The following is a 16,323-nucleotide window of genomic DNA, read 5'->3' as shown; positions in this document are numbered from 1 at the left end:
GCGCCCGGATCGTCGGTGACCGGATCGTCGGTGACCGGACGCGCGAGGGCCTCGCCGGGGTGTGGTGGGCGCGGCCCTGGTGTTCGCGTTCGCGCCGAGTGTGCTCAGTGCGCCGGCGGTCCACGCGACCCGGACGGTTGACGCGTCGCGGACCGCTTCCACCGGCGCGGGGCGTGACGCCGGTCCGCTCGCGCCGACTTCCTTGCGGCGGGCCGTGTGCCGCGTGCCGCGACCGGCGGTGATCCGGCAGGGCGCGCCCGTGCGCGCCGCGGTCGCCTCCCGGCCCGCTTCTTCCGGAGGACCGCCGCGAGGCCGGCCCTGTCCGGTCCTGCCCGGCCCGGGGAGGAGGCCGTCGGAGCGTGCGGGCCGGGCGGTCGGTTTCCGCACCCGACGCCGTCGCCGGGCCGACGGCTTCCGTGAGGCGCCCCGCGGCGACGGAAAACGCGTTGACGCGCCCTCCCCGCCCTTCCTACGGTGGGCACCGCCCCTGTTGACGTAGATCGGAGAAGGACGTTGCTCGTCTGAGGTCCTGAGACACCGCGCCGCGCGCAGCCACGCCGTTCCCGCGTCCGCTGCCCGCGTTCCGTGTGCGACCTCGACGCTTCAGCCGTCCTCCCGCCGGTGCGGGGAGCCTTCCGTGCTTTCCCTCGCCCTCCTCGGTCGCCCCGCGGTGTTCTCGTGCGCTGCCGCCGGTATGCCCGGCCTGTCACCCAGACCACCTCACGCGACCCCTGCGAGGCCCGTATGTCCCATCCCTCCACCTCCACCTCCACCCCCGCCTCCATCGCCTGCACCTCCCTCGCCTACGCCTGGCAGGACGGCACCACCGTCTTCGACGGGCTCAACGCCACCTTCGGACCGGGCCGGTCCGGACTCATCGGCGTCAACGGCTCGGGAAAGTCGACGCTGTTGAAGCTGATCGCCGGGGAGATCCGCCCGGCCGGCGGCACCGTGCGGGTGGCCGGCGAGATCGGCTACCTCCCGCAGAACGTCACGCTCGACACCGCCCTCCGCGTCGAGGACGTCCTCGGCATCGCCCGCACCCGGGCCGCCCTGCACGCCATCGAGGCGGGCGACGTCCGCGACGAGCACTTCGCCGCGGTCGGCGACGACTGGGACGTCGAGGAACGCGCCGCGGCGACCCTCGCCGGCCTCGGGCTCGGCCACATCGGCCTCGACCGCACCACCGGCGAGCTGTCCGGCGGCGAGTCGGTACTGCTGCGCCTGGCCGCGCTGCTGCTGCGCCGGCCGGACGTCCTCCTCCTCGACGAGCCCACCAACAACCTCGACCTGTACGCCCGCCGCCGCCTGTACGCGGCCGTCGAGGTGTGGTCCGGCGTCATGGTCGTGGTCAGCCACGACCGCGAACTGCTCGAACGCGTCGACCGGATCGCCGATCTGCGCGCGGGCGGGATCGCCTGGTACGGCGGTGGTTTCTCCGCGTACGAGGAGGCGCTGGCCACCGAGCAGGAGGCCGCCGAGCGCATGGTCCGGGTGGCCGAGTCCGACCTGCGCAAGCAGAAGCGCGAACTGGCCGACGCCCACGTCGTGTTGGCGCGACGCAAGCGGTACGGCCAGAAGATGCAGGACAGCAAGCGCGAACCGAAGATCGTCATGGGGATGCGCAAACGCCAGGCCGAGGTCTCCGCCGGCAAGCACCGCATCCTGCACGAGGAGCGGGTCGCCGAGGCGCGGGAACGGCTCGACAAGGCGGCGGAAGCCGTCCGCGACGACGACGAGATCCGCGTCGACCTGCCGCACACGGCCGTGCCGCCGGGCCGCTCGGTGCTGACCCTGCGCGAGCTGCGGCTGCGCCACGGGGGCCGGGTGGACGGCGAGTTCGAGCTGCGCGGGCCCGAGCGGATCGCACTCGTCGGACGCAACGGCGCCGGCAAGACGACGCTCCTGCGGACGGTCGCGGGCGAGCTCGACGCCGACTCCGGCGAGGCGACCGCCCACGTCCCGCTGCGGTTCCTGCCGCAGCGGCTCGACGTCCTCGACGACGAGCTGACCGTCGTCGAGAACGTGGCGCGGTTCGCGCCCGAGGCGACCCCCAACGAGATCCGTGCCCGCCTGGCCCGCTTCCTGTTCCGGGGCGCCCGGGCCACGCGGCAGGCCGCCACGCTCTCCGGCGGCGAGCGCTTCCGCGCCGCGCTGGCGGCCCTCATGCTCGCGGAGCCCGCCCCGCAGTTGCTCCTCCTCGACGAGCCGACGAACAACCTGGACATGGCGAGCGTCCGGCAGCTCACGACCGCCCTGGACTCGTACGAGGGCGCACTGATCGTGGCCTCCCACGACCTCCGCTTCCTGGAGTCCCTCGGCGTCACCCGCTGGCTGTGGCTGGACGGCGGCGGCCTGCGGGACACGTCGGCGGAGGAGGTGCGCGCGGAGATGGCCGACGAGGACTGAGCGGCCGGGCGGGCGGGCTGCGGGTGACTCCGAGGGCGGCGACGCGGACCGGCCGTTCCGGCCTGGCGCGGCCGCCGGCCGGACCGGACACAAGGGTGACGGACCGCGCTCGTCGCGCTCGTCGCGCTCGTCGCGCTCGTCGCGCTCGTCGCGCTCGTCGCGCTCGTCGCGCTCGTCGCGCGAGCGTGGGGTGTTGGGTATCCGGCGTTCTTGGGCGCCTGAGGTGTGGCGCTTAGCCGTACTTCCTACGCGGTGGTGGTGGCGCGTCCCGGCCCCGGCCCCCGGCTGTGGCTCCGGCTGCGGCTCCGGGGCCGGCCCCGGTCCGAGGGCCGCCCGGCCATCGGCTGCCGGCTGCCGGGCCGCCTCACCTCCCAGCACCGCATCCCGGCCCGGCCCGGGGCCGGGCGTGGCGTGGCCTGCCAAGCGAACCCGCTACGGCGCCGGCGTGAACACAAGCGACGCATTGTGTCCGCCGAAGCCGAACGCGTTCGCCAGGCCCGCCGTCAGAGGGCCGCGGCGAGGGGTGCCGGTGACGACGTCCAGGGGGATGTCCGGGTCCTGCTTGTCGAGGTTGCGGGTGGGCGGGACGGCCTGGTCGCGGAGGGACAGGACGGTGGCGACCGCGCTGAGCGCGCCCGCCGCTCCGAAGAGGTGGCCGGTCATCGACTTGGTGGCCGTCACGGCCGGGTGCGTGCCGACGGCCTCGGCGAGCGAGCGGGCCTCGGTGAGGTCGCCCAGCGCGGTGGACGTCGCGTGGGCGTGGACGAGCGCGATGTCGCGCGGGGACAGCCCGGCGTCGGCGAGCGCCCGGCGCATGGCCCGTACCTGTCCGTCCTGGTGGGCGGCGGTGATGTGGTGCGCGTCGGAGGTGACGGCGGCGCCGGCCAGCGTCGCGTGGGCGCGGGCCGCCCGGGCGGCGGCGAACTCGGCGCGTTCCAGGACGACGACGGCGGCCCCCTCGCCGATGACGAAGCCGTCGCGGTCGACGTCGAACGGCCGGGAGGCGCGCCCGGGCTCGTCGTTGCGCGTCGAATGCGCCTTGGCCTGCGCGAACCCGGCCATCGGCAGGGCGCAGACGCATGCCTCGGTGCCGCCCGCCACGACCACGTCGGCGCGGCCGAGCCGGATCAGGTCCATGCCCTGGGCGATGGCCTCGGCGCCCGAGGCGCAGGCGCTGACGGGGGTGTGGGCGCCGGCCCGGGCGCCCAGGTCGATGCTGACCCAGGCGGCGGGACCGTTGGCCATCAGCATGGGCACGGTGTGCGGGGAGACCTTCCGGACCCCGGAGGTCTCCAGGACGTCGTCCTGGCCGAGCAGGGTCAGGGCGCCGCCGGTACCCGTCCCGATGACGACGGCCAGCCGCTCCGGGTCGACGTCGGGCCGGCCCGCGTCGGCCCACGCCTCACGCGCGGCGATCAGGGCGATCTGCTCGCAGCGGTCCATCCGGCGGGCCTTCACCCGGTCCAGCACCTCGGTGGGTTCCACCTTCAGCCGGCCCGCTATCCGGACCGGCAGCTCCGCTGCCCACTCCTCCTCGATCGGCCCGATCCCGGACTCCCCGGCCAGCATCGCCGACCAGGTCGACGCGGCGTCGCCACCCAGCGGTGTCGTGGCTCCCAGTCCCGTGACCAGTACGGCGTTGGTGCTCCCAGCGCTCACTGGTGGGCCCCCTTTGTAGTAGAAGAACAGGTAAACAACATCCCGCATCGCGGAATCGCGGCCGGGATCGGCTTGAGAACCCACCCTGTCAACGGATGGGGGCTGCTGTGGATACCTTGATCAAAACATTCCGATGGCGTTGTTGTGTGGGATCCCTACAATGCTCTTCCCGGAGGACGGCGGCGCCGACACCTCCCCGCCGGTTAGTGAAACAGTCGTACCATAAACTGGCGTCGCGATGCCGCGGAGGTATCGACGGAGGACCGACCAAGCACGACCAAGAACGACCGCAGAACGACCGAGGAACCAGGTGATGCCGCGTGGCGCGACCCACCGACCCCGCCCGGCGGGAGCGCGTGCTCGCCCGGGCCGCCGACCACGTCCTGGCACACGGCCTGGCCGGCCTGAGCCTGCGCCCGCTGGCGGCGGCCCTGGACACCAGTCCGCGGATGCTGCTCTACGACTTCGGCAGCAAGCAGGAGCTCGTCTCCGCGATCCTCGTCGAGGCCCGCCGCCGCGGCGCGGCCCGCGTCGCGGGGGAGCTGGCGCCGGAGACGGCCGGCCCGGAGGAGCGGCTGCGCGCGCTCTGGGCCTGGATCAGCGCTCCCGAACGGGTGCCGTACGTCCGCCTGTTCTTCGAGGTCCACGCCGACGCGGTGGCCCACCCGGAGAACTACCCCGACCTCGCCACCCTGGTCACCGACTGGTTCGGCACCCTGGGCGCCACCTTCCGCGACGTCACCGAGGGTCCCGGCGACACCGTCACGCCCACGGTGGTCATGGCGTTCGTCCGCGGCCTCCTGCTCGACCTCGCCGTCACGGGCGACCGCGACCGCGCCGACCGCGCGGTGGACCGCTTCGCGGGGCTGCTGCGGGCGTGAGCCCGCCGGGAGGGAAGCCCAGGGCCTGAGACCTGAACGGGCCTCAGCGCTCCGCGCGTCCGGGTCCCCGCAGGCCCGCGGCCGCCACGGATCGCCCGGCTTCGGTCCGCCGGACAAGGGTGATCTCCACACCCCGGGCGCGGTGGCGGTAGGCGGGGGAGAACCCGGCACGGTCCAGGACCCGTTCCTGGGCCGCGGCGGTTCGGGCGGCGGCCTCGCGGGCGCCGGAGGAGAGGTGGCCGCAGGTGATGTGCCAGACGCGGGACGTCCCGTCCAGCCGCTCGCGCAGCAGGCCCGGGTCGGCGGGCAGGTTGTCCAGGGCGCCGACTCCGGCGGCGGTCCGGTCCCGGCCCAGGTCGGGGCGGTGCATGAACGCCTCCTTGAACGCGGTGGCGATCAGGCCGCACCGGGCGCCGCTGAAGAGGACGGCGTCACCGGGGGCGTCGTGGATGCGCAGGGTCCTGATCACGGCGCGGGTGTCCCACGGGCGGCTGTCCTCCTGGCGGATGGCGACATGGGACGCGGCGAGGGGCACGGCCGCAAGGAGCGCGACCGCCGGGAGCGCGAGCGGCCGCCACCGGTGTCGCGGGACGACCGTGGCGGCCGTCGCGAGCAGTAGGGCCAGGGCAGGCAGGCAGAACAGCAGGTAGCGGTAGGCGAAGAGAGGGTGGCCGAGGGAGACGGCCAGCAGGAGCAGCGGGGGGACGGCCAGCCAGGGCGCGGCCACGGCGAGGGCCAGGGGCGGGGCCGCGCGCCGGCGCGCCGCGAGGAGGACCAGGGCGGTCAGAGCGGTGAGGACGAGCGGGAGCCGCAGCGCGGTGGGCAGGGTGTCCTGGCCCGGGGTGAGCAGCCAGGTGAGGTAGTTGACCGGAGTGCCCGCGGTGACCGGGGCGGCCTCGCCCACGGCGGAGCTCTGGGCGGAGCCGAGGACCAGCAGCGGGACGACGGCGGCCACGCCCGCGGCCTGGGCGAGGAGCACGCGGACGAAGACGCGGCGGCCGGGACGGCGGAGCACCACGGTGACCGCGTGGGCGGCGAGCAGCAGCAGCCCCAGCACGTTGAACCAGCCCAGCAGGGCGGTCAGTACGGCGTAACCGGCGAGCCACCGCTTCCGGGCCCCGCCGGTCAGCACCTTCACCAGGACGCCCGTGGCCAGGACCGCCACCGCCATGACGAACGCGAACGAGCGGGCCTCCTGCGCGTACCGCGACGCGGTCGGCAGCACGGCGAGCAGCAGCCCCGCGTACAGCCCGAGCCGCGGACCGCCCAGCAGCCGCCCCAGCCACACCAGTCCCGCGACCGCCACGGCCACCGCCAGCGCGGAGGGCACCCGCGTCGTGAACTCGTTGAGCCCGCCGTTCGCCCGCCCGACCCAGTACATCAGGACGTAGTGCAGGCCGTGCACCGCGTCCACCCGCCCCAGCAGCTCCATCAGTTCCGGCCAGGACCGCCGTGCCACGTCGATCGTGACGATCTCGTCGGTCCAGGCGGAGGGCCGCGTGTTCCCCCACACACCGAGGACGAACGCCACGACCGGCGCCGCCCACCCGGCCACGCGCGCCCACCGGGCGCGGCCGGCGGGGCCGCCGGCCGTGACGGGTGCGGCGGGCGGCAGGGTGGGTTCGGGAGAGGTCGTCGTCACGGGGCTGTTTTCGTCTTTCGTCGCCGGCGCTCCCGACCGGGCGGTTCGGGGCCTGGGCGGCGGGCGGCCTCGCGCGGGACGCGGGGCAGGAGCGCGCCTCCCGCTTTGGGCACATTATCCGCAATGCGTATCTCCCCATCCAAAAGGGAGAGGAGGCGTAGGGCGGCGGGGCGGCCCCCGGTCGGTCGTACCCCCGTACCGGCCCACCGGGCGCACCATCCCCGCCGCGGTCCCCGCGCCCTCAGGCGGTGGGCACGCGCGGCACCCCGGCCCGCCACTTGCGGCCGGTCTCCCGGAGCATCGCCGGGTAGACCACGAAGTAGCGGAACGGCTTGATCGCCGCCATGTAGGCGGTGCCGAGCGGGCCGTTCGGCTTCACGAGGACGGCCATCTGGCCGCGGTGGCCGCCCTTGCCGTCCGGCACCCAGGCGATGTGCCGCACCGCGTGCACGGTCCGGTTGGCGATCTCGCAGACCCACTCGTCCTGGGTCAGGTACACGGACCGGAACGTGCCGGTGTGCGCCCCCGGCCCCCTCGGCCCCTCGCGGAGGTCGGCGGGCAGCCGGTCGAGCAGTGACGGCACCCGGGTGTCCAGTCCGGTGCCGGGCCGGTCCCAGCCGAGCAGTGCCCCGAGCTTCCACCGGACGGCGAACAGGGCCCGGGCCGCGAGGGAGGAGCCGTACCGCTCCCCGCCGTCCGTGAACTGGCGGATCAGGCGGTCGAAGTCGTCGGGTCCGCCGGGCGTCGGCAGTGCCCACACGTCGTCGACCCGGAAGTCGCCGGCGATCTCGTGGATCCGCCAGGGGCGGGAGGTGTGGGCGGTGGTCGGAAGACGCATGGATGGCCTCCTCGATCGGTGCGATCGTTCTATACGATGCCGTATAGAACGCAGGTTAGACCCGTCTATACGGAGCCGTATAGAGGCGGGCGGAGTGAGGGGAGCCACAGCATGGGTGCGACGCGCACGCCTCGCGAGAAGTGGATCGAGGAGGGGCTGCGCGCGCTCGCCGCCGGGGGGCCGGACGCCGTCCGGGTCGAAGTGCTCGCCCAGGCGCTCGGCGTCAGCAAGGGCGGTTTCTACGGGTACTTCCGGAACCGGGACGCGCTCCTCGCCGAAATGCTCGACACCTGGGAGCGCCTCACCACCGAGGAGATCATCGAGCGCGTCGAGGAAGGCGGCGGGGACGCCCGGGCCAGGCTGGAGCGGCTGTTCGCCATCGCCTCGGCGACCCGCGGGCCCGCGGGCGGCGTCGCCCTCGACCTCGCCATCCGCGAGTGGGCCCGACGCGACGAGGCCGTCGCCCGGCAGCTGCGCCGGGTGGACAACCGGCGCATGGACTACCTGCGCGCGCTCTTCGGCTCCTTCTGCCCCGACCCCGGCGACGTCGAGGCCCGCAGCATGCTCGTCTTTGCCCTGCGCATCGGCAACCACCTGATCGCCGCCGACGAACGCGGGTATGACCGGGAACAGGTGCTGGGACTTGCGCGGGAGCTGCTGCTGCGGTGATTTCACCGCCGGGCGGGGCGGTCGTCCGCGCTTGCGGTGTTCTGTGCGGCCTTGATCCCGCGCGCCCGCGCCCGTGACCGCGCCCGTAACCGCGCCCGCGCCCGTGACCGCGCCCACGCCCGTGACGGTCGAGGGGCTGGGCCGCCGCGCGGCCGGCGTGGCCGTGGCTGTGGCGGGGTACGGCGGTGGCGGGCCGCGTCGTCCCGGGGGCCGGTCCTGGGATGGGCTCCGGGGCTCCGGGGCTCCGGGACTCCGGGGCGAGTGGGGCGCCGTCTGCTGCCGTCCGGTGGGTCTGTCGGTCTGTCGGTCTGTCGGTCTGTCGGTCTGTTGGCCTGTTGGCCTGTTGGCCTGTTGGCCTGTTGGCCTACGGGCCTGATGACCCGTCAGTCGCCGTAGGCCGACCTGCTCGGACCACCCCGGCTCGGCTCGAACGGCCCGGCCTCAGCCCGTCAGGCCAGGACCAACGCGTCCCCGACCCGTACCCGCCCCGGCCGTGCCACCGTCGCCAGCGCGTCCAGGCGCATGGCGTGGCCGCGGGCGATGGCCCGGAGGACGAGCGGGGAGTGCGGCAGGTCCTGCTGGGCCTCGTTGGTCATGGCGCACCGCTCGCTGGAGCGTTCGAAGTGCAGGCGCGCGCCGTCGCCGACGGACGCCGTGCGGCCGAACCAGTCGTCCTCGACGAACGGCCGGGTGCCCGGCGGCGTCCGTACGAGGAGGTTGGGACGGAACCGGCGCTCGTCGACGGGCACGCCTGGCACCGCCGCCCGTACCCAGTCCAGGGTGGCGGTGGTCAGCACGCTGACGGGCAGTTGGTCGAAGTGCGAGACCGCACGCTCCCGGGCCAGCTCGACGTCGTCTCGGCCCAGGTAGGCGCGCAGGTAGGCGGTGGCGTCCGGGACCGGGACGCCGTCCGGGGCCAGCAGCTGCGGCACGTCGGAACCGTCCGGGTAGCGGGAGCGCAGCCGCAGGAGGCCGGGCATCCGGCGGAAGCGGCGGGTGTTCTTGCCGGAGCCGAACCGGCCCTCGGCGTCCCGGACCGCGTACAGCCGGTCACCCACCAGCCCCCGCGCCTCGACGTCCACCCGTTCCAGCGCCTCGCCGCCGGTGGACTTCACCGGATAGCGCCAGATTCGTTCGACCGTGCCCAGTGTCGGGTGCATCCGTGACTCGTCCCCGCCCCGGTCAGGCGGTCTCGGCCGCGAGGCGGAGACCGAAGCCGAGCAGGACGACGCCCGTCACGCGGTCCAGCGCACGCCGCACCCGGGGCCGTTCGAACACCGACCGGGCGCGCGAGACGACGTACACGTACGTGCCCAGCCAGGCCAGGGTCAGCGCCGCGTGCAGCAGGACCAGCAGGCTCATGCCCGCCGCCGTGGAGAGGCCGTCCGGGGCCAGGGTGGGCAGGACGCCGGTGTAGAAGACGGCGATCTTCGGGTTGAGCAGGTTCGATATCAGGCCGCTCGCGAAGGCGCCCCGGGAGTTCCTCGGTGCGGCCTCCGCCGCGGGGGCGGGCGCGGGCGCTCCGCGCCGGCTCTGCCACAGCGCCTGGAGGCCGAGGAAGGCCAGGTAGCCGGCGCCGAGCAGCTTGACGGCGAGGTACGCCTCCGCCGACGCGGCGAGCACCGCCGCCAGCCCCACGACCGTGCACACGCCCCAGGCCAGCAGCCCGGCGGTGATGCCGGCGGCGGTGCGCAGGCCCTCGGCCCGGCCGGCGGCGACGGCCCGTTTGGTGACGACGGCCATGTCGGGTCCCGGCACGACGGTCAGCAGGGCGAGCACCCCCGCGGCCGTCGCGATCTGCGTCCACATCGTTCGTTCCCCCGTTCTGGGTTCCGCTTGCCGCGCCGCCTCCTGTGCGCGGCGGGACGGGTCCTCCAGAGACCCTCCAGAGACCCTCCAGAGACTCTCCAGGGATCCTTCAGAGATCCTCCAGGGATCCTACGTACCGCCCGCACCCCGCCCCCGGCGGCGTCACGCCGTCGCGGGGAGCGAAGCGGCCGTCCTGCGCCGGTAGTAGTGCACGGTGACCGCGCCCAGCAGCGGGCCCCAGAGGAGGAGCGGCGCGTAGACGGCGTTGAGCAGCCACCGGCCCCAGAGCGAGGCGTCCATGTCCGCGTCGGCCGCCGTGGCCACGAACAGCACCCCGAAGACCGTCGTGCCCAGCGCGCCGAACCCCGCCAGGGAGGTGGCGAACAGGACCGGCACCGGCCGGCCGCGCAGGACCGGGACCCAGCGCGGCCACACCTCGCCCCACTCCCGCACCAGCCCGAGGGCGAGCAGCGCGAGCGCCTCGGAGATCAGGCTGAGGATGACGAGGTAGAGCGAGCCCCAGCCGGGCGCCTGCAACTGCTCGTACTCGGACCGGGCCAGTCCCACCGGGACGCCCGCCGCGATGGCGAGGCGCCAGAGGCCGGAGGGGACGTTGGTCCAGGCGGCGCCCGTCGCGGCGCGGCGGGCCCAACGCGGAACATCTGGAAGGGTTTTCGTGCTCGGCATGCGGCCATGCTGCGCGTGCCGGGCGCCGTCCCGCGTCGCTCTGCGGTCGCGATTCGATCATCCTCGGGGTGTACTCGACGGCCTTGATCCGTGCGGTAATCGCGGATCCGGGCCTTCCGCTCGCCTTGGCGGACGGTTTACTTCCGCGGCTTCCCCGCTTACTTCCGCGGCTTCCGCGCCGGGTCCGCTCCCTTGGCGGGATCCGTCCCCTCGGCGGGACCCGTCCCCTTGTCGAGGCCCAGCGCCGGGGCAACCGTGCTCACCTTGGTGAAGACGGACACCGGGTACGTCGCGTCGCAGTACTTGTTGCCGGTCGAGACGATGCCGATGAGGACCCCGTCCGCCACCAGCGGCCCGCCCGAGTCGCCGGAGCAGATGCTGTCGGACCGGCCCTTCGCGGACGTGCCGCACACCTTCAGCGTGGTGTCCGTGGTGTTCGAGAACGGCTCGCAGGCCGCGAGCGGGGAGAGGGCGAGCGTGGCCTTGCGCAGCTTCCGGCCCTGGGTGTCCCGGGCGGTGTGCCCCCAGCCGTAGACGGTGGCCGTACGCCCGTTCCGGTACAGCGCGGCGTCCTTGTCCGTCGCGACGCGCAGCGGCTTGTACGGCATCGGGCGGTCCAGGGTGAGCACGGCCGCGTCGTGGACGAGGTCGAAGGTGTACTCCGGGTCCAGCGTGACGTGGGTGACGCGCCGTTCCTGCCCGGCCTTCGAGAGCCGGTCGGTGCGTCCGCCGACCACGGTCAGCGCTGTCGGGCGTGGCGCGTTGGACACGCAGTGCGCGGCGGTCAGCACCTTGTCCGGCGCCACGAGCGTGCCGCCGCACCACGTGCTGTCCGGCCCCTCCGCCGCGTCCGGGTTCTTGATCAGTACGGCGAACGGCGCCTCCGCGCTCGTGGCAGACGCCCCGCCCCGCACGGCGGCGGCCGGCGGGGCCGCGACCCCGGCAGCGGCGACGAGCGCGGCACCGGCCAGGAGGGTGGCGGAGATCCGGCGGCGGGTGGGCGTGGACGTGAGCGTGGACATGTTCTCGGGCATGGGTCCCCCGTGGTGCGTGTGCGGTGGTGGTGATGTCGTCAGGCGTGGGCCGGGACGGGCCGCGGGTGTCGGCAGTGCTGCGGTGCCGATGTTGTCGACGGTGTCAGTGGGACGCGGCATCGGCGGCCCGCCTGCCCCGTCCGTCCCGCCGTCACCACCCTGCCCGGACCTCGCGCCGCCCTGCCAGCCCACCCGCCCGATCCGGGACGCCGGAACGCTTTCGCTGCTCTGACCTGCGGGAACGTCCGTACAGGGAACGGCGGACGGGAATGGCGGATGGTCGCGGTGGACGGGACGCGAGAGCGGAAGGCATCACGAACTTGACCTTGACGCTACGTCAACTTCTACGGTCTCGACCCATGAAGATCATCGTGCACGACACCGCCACCACCATGCTCGACATCCTCAGCCGCCCCCCGGCGGAGCGCCCCGACGCCCTGCGGGAGCTCTACGCCCCGCTGGAGGGCCCGCTGTCCGTCCTGGGCGACTTCGACCCCGTCCAGGCCCACCGCATGGGCAGCGGCTTCCCGCTCGGCGACGGCTCCCGGGCCGACGGCTCCCGGGCCGACGACCCCCGGCTCCCGGACGCCGTGCGGCGGATGCGGGAGGCGGGGGTGTGGGACCGGGTGGCGGACTCCCTCGCCGCCGCGTGGGAGCGGATCGACGCCGCCGCGCCCGGCGTCCGGCACGCCGAGACCGTCCACGTCGTCATCGTCCTCGGCGACCCCGACGACCACCACCTCACCGTCCGCAGCTCCGGCTACTTCGGCCTCGGCGGCCTCCCGGGCGCCCTCCAGCTGTTCATGTGGCCCACCGACACCAGCCTGCGGAACATCGCCCACGCCGCCGCCCACGAACTGCACCACAACGTCCGCTACGCCAACGTCGCCTGGAACCCGGCGGCCGTGACGGTCGGCGAACACGTCGTCGCGGAAGGACTGGCCGAGGCGTTCGCCCGCGAACTGGCCGGCGAGCAGGGGCTGGGCCCCTGGACCCGGGCGCTGACCGGCGACCGCCTGGACGACGCCTACGAGCGGATCACCGCCGACGTCGACGTGGCCGGCATGGGGAACGTCTTCCCCTACGTCCTCGGCGACGACACCGCCCGGCTGATGGGCCAGGAACCCGTCGGCCTCCCGGACTTCGCCGGCTACGCCGTCGGCCTGCGCATCGTCGAGGCGCACATGGCGGCCACCGGCCTGACCGCCGCCCAGAGCGTGGCCCTGCCGGCGAGCGAGATCCTGCGGAACGCCGGGGTGCCGACGAAGGCGTGAGGCCGGACCCGTCGCCCTCACGGCCTCCGCCTCAGCCCCGCTGCTCCTCCCGCTCCACCGGAAGCCACAACTCCGCCTCGGCCTCGGCCTTGTCCGGCGACAGCCGGATGTCCAGGATCTCCGGGCCGGGCCGGCTGCGGTACGGCATGGAGGGGAACCACTCCGTGAAAACGTCCCGCCAGAGGTTCTGGACGGCCGACGGCACCGGCCCGCCGGTGGTGAACACCGCCCAGGTCCCGGCCGGGACGCCGAGGACGGCCGTGCCCTCCGGCACGTCCGCCGCCCCGGCGGCGCCCGGGGACGTGATCACGCCCCGGTAGAAGTCCAGTTCGGTGCCCTCGGCGCGGCTCGGGTCCAGGCCGTCGCAGACCGAGACGGCACCGCGCGGCTCCTGGTCCGCGAGCTCCTCCAAGCGCGCCAGGGCGGCCGCGTCGAGGCCGCGGAGGAAGTCGGCGATGGCCGCGTTGTGCCCGGCGTGCACCAGGGGCACCCGGGCCCGGAAGCCGACGACGAGGAACTCCGGCCGCTCCACGACGCGGTAGCGCATGCTGCCGCTCCCCTCGACGGTGAGGCGGAAGGAGAGGCGGGGCTGCGAGACGAGCGCCGCGCCCGTGCGCCGCGCCTCCCCGGGCCCGACGCCGTGCACGGCGCGGAACGCCCGGGCGAACGCCTCGCCGGACCCGTAGCCGTAGCGCACCGCGATCTCCAGCAGCGTCGCGCGCCCGGCGAGCACCTCGGCCCCCGCCACGGTGAGCCGCCGGCGCCGGACGTACTCCGACAGCGGCATGCCCGCCAGCGCGGAGAACATCCGGCGCAGGTGGTACTCCGAGGTGGCCGCGATCCGCGCGAGCGCGGCCGCGTCGACGGTCCCGTCGAGGTGCTCCTCGACGTACGCGAGGGCCTGGTTCAGCCGCTCCAGCACGCCGGACCCTCTTCCGTGCCGCTGCTCACCCTCGGAGCTCTTTCTCCAGCAGCGCGAACGACTTGGGCGCCCCTCCCGGCTGCGGCTTGCCGTCCTTGCGGCCGACGACGCGGTAGCCGGCGTCCACGTAGTACGCGGTGAGGCGCGCGTTGCCGGCGAGGCAGTCGAGCCGGACGAACTCCCGGCCGGCCTCCGCCACCCGCCGCTCGGCGGCCCCCAGCAACAGCCTTCCCGCCCCGGGCGCGGCGACGTCCCGGTCCACCATCAGCCGGTGCACGTACCCGGCCACCGGCGGCCGCGGCCCCCAGGCGTCCTCGTCCTCCCACCACAGTTCCCAGGCCCCGACCACCCGTCCGCCGGCCTCCGCGAGCCAGACCTCGCCCTCCTCGGCGACCCGCCGGAAGTGCTCCGCGCCCAGCTCGCCCGGCCGCCACTGACCGGTGACCCCCCGGGCGAGCATCCACCGAGCGGCCGCGTCCCGCAGCCGGACGAGGGCGGCGAGGTCGGTGTCGGTGCCGAGGGCGCGGCGGAAGCGGATGCCGTCGACGTCGAAGCGTGTCTCGTCACGCCGGCCGAGATGTGTCTCGTTCACGGCGGTGATCTTCGCACGGCTCCCGGACCGGGCCGTAGCCGCGCCGGGCCGCTCGCCGTCCTATGCTCGGCCGCGTTCCGGAACGATCAACGCTGAGGGGGAGGAACGGCGCGTCACACCAGGTGGGGAGCGCGCTCGCGCGTGGGGGTCCTGGCGGCGGGGCTGCTGCTCCGCGCGGCAGGCTGCACTGACGGCGGGACGGACTCCGACGCCGAGACCGGCCCCGAGGGCGAGGCGACGGCCTCGGCGGGAGCTCCAGATGCCGAGGCGCTCCGGAAGGCCCTGACGGGCCTGCTCGGCCTGCCGTCCGGCTGGCGGCCCGCCACGCCACCCGTAGCACGGACGTGGTGCTCCGCGTGGGCGACACCATTGCCTATCTGACCTACTAGAACGCCCACAAGAACCGGGACAACGCCCAGGTCCTCCTCACCCTGGCCCGGACTCGGGCCGACCGCTTGCGGCGGCACAACGGGACGCGGCGGCACCGCCCGCCGCCGCGGACTGACGGCCGCACCCGCCATCGCACCCCCGGAGCGGCGAGCCGCCCTCAGCCGTTCACGGCCTCCGCAACCCGCCGGGCGGCCTGCTCGGGCGTGAGGTGCGTGGTGTCGACGACCTCGGCCTCGCGGTGCAGCCAGGTGCGGGCCGCCTCGGCGTAGGGCTCCAGGTAGGCGAGGCGGAACGCGGAAGGGCCCATGACGGGGTCGCCCTCGATGCGCCCGCGAAGGGTCTCCTGGTCGGCGTGGAGGACGAAATGCCGTATGGGAACGGCGTGTTCCGCGAGGCCGGCGCTGATCTCCCGCCAGTACTGTTCGACCAGGACGGTCATCGGCATCACCAGAGTGCCCCCGGTGTAGTCGAGTACGCGGCGGGCGGTCTCGACGACGAGTGGCCGCCACGGCGGCCAGTGCTGGAAGTTGCCCGTCCAGGGCAGCTTCGGCGAGATGTCCATGAGCGTCTCGCCGACCTTCTCGGCGTCGAGCACCCGGGAATCCGGGATCAGCCGCTGCACGAGCGCGCTCGTCGTTGTCTTGCCCACGCCATGGGTGCCGTTGAGCCATACGATCATGGTGCTCAACGCTAGCGCCGTACGGGCCGCAAGGGCAGGCACGGAGGGGCCCGGACGGCTTTCCGGACGGCTCCCGTGGTTCCCGGAGCGGTGTCGAACCGCCGGGGGCCGGATCCCCCGTCCTTGCCTCCGCCTCCGCCCCCCGCCTCCGCGCGCACCAGTGCGCCGGGTAGCCCACTGAGGCTATTGCATAAATCTTCCTCGATTCGTATAGTCATGCCATCGACGAGGAGGAACCCCGATGGCAATACGAGCGGCCGTGGCCGGAGCGAGTGGGTATGCGGGCGGCGAAGTGCTGCGTCTGCTGCTCGGGCACCCGCGTGTCGAGATCGGGGCGGTGACCGGCAACAGCAGTGCCGGGCGGACGCTCGGGGAGGTGCAGGCGCATCTGCCGGCGCTGGCCGGGCGGGTCGTCCAGGAGACGTCCGCCGAGGTGCTCGCGGGGCATGACGTCGTCTTTCTCGCGCTGCCGCACGGGCAGTCGGCGGCCATCGCCGAGGAGCTGGGGCCGGAGGTCCTGGTGGTCGACTGTGGTGCGGATTTCCGGTTGCGGGACGCGGGGGAGTGGGTGCGGTTCTACGGGTCGCCGCATGCGGGGACGTGGCCGTACGGGCTGCCGGAGCTGCCCGGTGGGCGGGAGCGGCTGCGCGGGACGAAGCGGGTGGCGGTGCCGGGGTGTTATCCGACGGCGGTGTCGTTGGCGTTGTGGCCCGCTTTCGGGGCGGGGCTGGTGGAGCCGGAGGCCGTCATTGTGGCGGCGTCGGGGACGTCCGGGGCCGGGAAGAGCGTCAAGCCGCAGCTGCTTGGTAGTGAAGTCATGGGGTCGATGAGTCCGTAC

14 protein-coding genes and 1 pseudogene are annotated in these 16,323 nt (G+C 74.3%); 5 read left to right on the top strand and 10 right to left on the bottom strand.

Annotation, left to right across the window (positions count from 1 at the left end; genetic code table 11):
* Nucleotides 1-744: 744 nt before the first annotated feature.
* Nucleotides 745-2,409: an ABC-F family ATP-binding cassette domain-containing protein gene (locus JNW98_RS18710; RefSeq protein ID WP_223769402.1), complete on the top strand. Its 1,665-nt coding sequence runs from the start codon at nucleotides 745-747 to the stop codon at nucleotides 2,407-2,409.
* A gap of 432 nt (nucleotides 2,410-2,841) precedes the next feature.
* Here the strand turns inward: JNW98_RS18710 and JNW98_RS18705 are convergent, their stop codons facing one another.
* Nucleotides 2,842-4,116 carry a beta-ketoacyl-[acyl-carrier-protein] synthase family protein gene (locus tag JNW98_RS18705; RefSeq protein ID WP_372459273.1) on the bottom strand — a complete coding sequence of 425 codons (1,275 nt, stop codon included), beginning with the start codon at nucleotides 4,114-4,116 and terminating at the stop codon, nucleotides 2,842-2,844.
* Nucleotides 4,117-4,388: 272 nt separating this feature from the next.
* Here JNW98_RS18705 and JNW98_RS18700 point away from each other — a divergent pair, with 272 nt between their 5' ends.
* Complete coding sequence (locus tag JNW98_RS18700; RefSeq protein ID WP_223769400.1) at nucleotides 4,389-4,949, top strand: TetR family transcriptional regulator; 561 nt, start codon at nucleotides 4,389-4,391, stop codon at nucleotides 4,947-4,949.
* Nucleotides 4,950-4,992: 43 nt separating this feature from the next.
* Here JNW98_RS18700 and JNW98_RS18695 read toward each other — a convergent pair whose 3' ends face one another.
* Nucleotides 4,993-6,591 (bottom strand): glycosyltransferase family protein, encoded by a 1,599-nt coding sequence (locus JNW98_RS18695; protein WP_223769399.1) that lies wholly within the window; start codon nucleotides 6,589-6,591, stop codon nucleotides 4,993-4,995.
* A gap of 241 nt (nucleotides 6,592-6,832) precedes the next feature.
* Nucleotides 6,833-7,429 (bottom strand): DUF2867 domain-containing protein, encoded by a 597-nt coding sequence (locus JNW98_RS18690; RefSeq protein ID WP_223769398.1) that lies wholly within the window; start codon nucleotides 7,427-7,429, stop codon nucleotides 6,833-6,835.
* Between the two features lie 111 nt (nucleotides 7,430-7,540).
* On the opposite strand from JNW98_RS18690, the gene JNW98_RS18685 reads away from it, so the two are divergent.
* Nucleotides 7,541-8,098, top strand: coding sequence for a TetR/AcrR family transcriptional regulator (locus JNW98_RS18685; protein WP_223769397.1), 558 nt, complete (start codon nucleotides 7,541-7,543; stop codon nucleotides 8,096-8,098).
* A 449-nt stretch (nucleotides 8,099-8,547) separates the two neighbouring features.
* Here JNW98_RS18685 and JNW98_RS18680 read toward each other — a convergent pair whose 3' ends face one another.
* The 4 genes from JNW98_RS18680 to JNW98_RS18665 all read right to left on the bottom strand — a co-directional run bounded on the left by JNW98_RS18680 (nucleotide 8,548) and on the right by JNW98_RS18665 (nucleotide 11,628).
* Entirely contained in the window at nucleotides 8,548-9,258 is a 711-nt protein-coding gene (locus tag JNW98_RS18680; protein WP_223769396.1) for an MOSC domain-containing protein, read from the bottom strand.
* 22 nt (nucleotides 9,259-9,280) lie between these two features.
* Nucleotides 9,281-9,907, bottom strand: a complete 627-nt coding sequence (locus JNW98_RS18675) for a LysE family translocator (protein WP_223769395.1) — start codon at nucleotides 9,905-9,907, stop codon at nucleotides 9,281-9,283.
* A 162-nt stretch (nucleotides 9,908-10,069) separates the two neighbouring features.
* Complete coding sequence (locus JNW98_RS18670) at nucleotides 10,070-10,594, bottom strand: hypothetical protein (RefSeq protein ID WP_223769394.1); 525 nt, start codon at nucleotides 10,592-10,594, stop codon at nucleotides 10,070-10,072.
* A 158-nt stretch (nucleotides 10,595-10,752) separates the two neighbouring features.
* On the bottom strand, nucleotides 10,753-11,628 hold the full coding sequence (locus JNW98_RS18665; protein WP_223769393.1) for a S1 family peptidase: 876 nt from the start codon (nucleotides 11,626-11,628) through the stop codon (nucleotides 10,753-10,755).
* Between the two features lie 359 nt (nucleotides 11,629-11,987).
* On the opposite strand from JNW98_RS18665, the gene JNW98_RS18660 reads away from it, so the two are divergent.
* Nucleotides 11,988-12,902, top strand: a complete 915-nt coding sequence (locus JNW98_RS18660) for a DUF2268 domain-containing putative Zn-dependent protease (RefSeq protein WP_223769392.1) — start codon at nucleotides 11,988-11,990, stop codon at nucleotides 12,900-12,902.
* A gap of 31 nt (nucleotides 12,903-12,933) precedes the next feature.
* Here JNW98_RS18660 and JNW98_RS18655 read toward each other — a convergent pair whose 3' ends face one another.
* The 3 genes from JNW98_RS18655 to JNW98_RS18645 form a co-directional block, all read right to left on the bottom strand.
* Nucleotides 12,934-13,824 carry an AraC family transcriptional regulator gene (locus JNW98_RS18655; RefSeq protein WP_223769391.1) on the bottom strand — a complete coding sequence of 297 codons (891 nt, stop codon included), beginning with the start codon at nucleotides 13,822-13,824 and terminating at the stop codon, nucleotides 12,934-12,936.
* Between the two features lie 25 nt (nucleotides 13,825-13,849).
* The gene (locus JNW98_RS18650) at nucleotides 13,850-14,362 is read right to left on the bottom strand and encodes a GNAT family N-acetyltransferase (protein WP_372459274.1); all 513 of its coding nucleotides are present in this window, start codon (nucleotides 14,360-14,362) and stop codon (nucleotides 13,850-13,852) included.
* Nucleotides 14,363-14,963: 601 nt separating this feature from the next.
* The gene (locus JNW98_RS18645) at nucleotides 14,964-15,485 is read right to left on the bottom strand and encodes an AAA family ATPase (protein ID WP_223769389.1); all 522 of its coding nucleotides are present in this window, start codon (nucleotides 15,483-15,485) and stop codon (nucleotides 14,964-14,966) included.
* 241 nt (nucleotides 15,486-15,726) lie between these two features.
* Here JNW98_RS18645 and JNW98_RS18640 point away from each other — a divergent pair.
* Nucleotides 15,727-16,323, top strand: a pseudogene (locus JNW98_RS18640) (N-acetyl-gamma-glutamyl-phosphate reductase); the annotation flags it as partial.

It is taken from the genome of Streptomyces huiliensis (assembly GCF_020037025.1).
GTDB lineage: Bacteria > Actinomycetota > Actinomycetes > Streptomycetales > Streptomycetaceae > Streptomyces > Streptomyces huiliensis.
This window is presented reverse-complemented; position numbering and strand designations above follow the sequence as displayed.

Coding starts and splice junctions, on each gene's coding strand:
- JNW98_RS18710 (WP_223769402.1), top strand. CDS start 745: ATGTCCCATCCCTCCACCTCCACCTCCACCCCCGCCTCCATCGCCTGC.
- JNW98_RS18705 (WP_372459273.1), bottom strand. CDS start 4,116: ATGCGGGATGTTGTTTACCTGTTCTTCTACTACAAAGGGGGCCCACCA.
- JNW98_RS18690 (WP_223769398.1), bottom strand. CDS start 7,429: ATGCGTCTTCCGACCACCGCCCACACCTCCCGCCCCTGGCGGATCCAC.
- JNW98_RS18685 (WP_223769397.1), top strand. CDS start 7,541: ATGGGTGCGACGCGCACGCCTCGCGAGAAGTGGATCGAGGAGGGGCTG.
- JNW98_RS18680 (WP_223769396.1), bottom strand. CDS start 9,258: ATGCACCCGACACTGGGCACGGTCGAACGAATCTGGCGCTATCCGGTG.
- JNW98_RS18675 (WP_223769395.1), bottom strand. CDS start 9,907: ATGTGGACGCAGATCGCGACGGCCGCGGGGGTGCTCGCCCTGCTGACC.
- JNW98_RS18670 (WP_223769394.1), bottom strand. CDS start 10,594: ATGCCGAGCACGAAAACCCTTCCAGATGTTCCGCGTTGGGCCCGCCGC.
- JNW98_RS18665 (WP_223769393.1), bottom strand. CDS start 11,628: ATGCCCGAGAACATGTCCACGCTCACGTCCACGCCCACCCGCCGCCGG.
- JNW98_RS18660 (WP_223769392.1), top strand. CDS start 11,988: ATGAAGATCATCGTGCACGACACCGCCACCACCATGCTCGACATCCTC.
- JNW98_RS18645 (WP_223769389.1), bottom strand. CDS start 15,485: ATGATCGTATGGCTCAACGGCACCCATGGCGTGGGCAAGACAACGACG.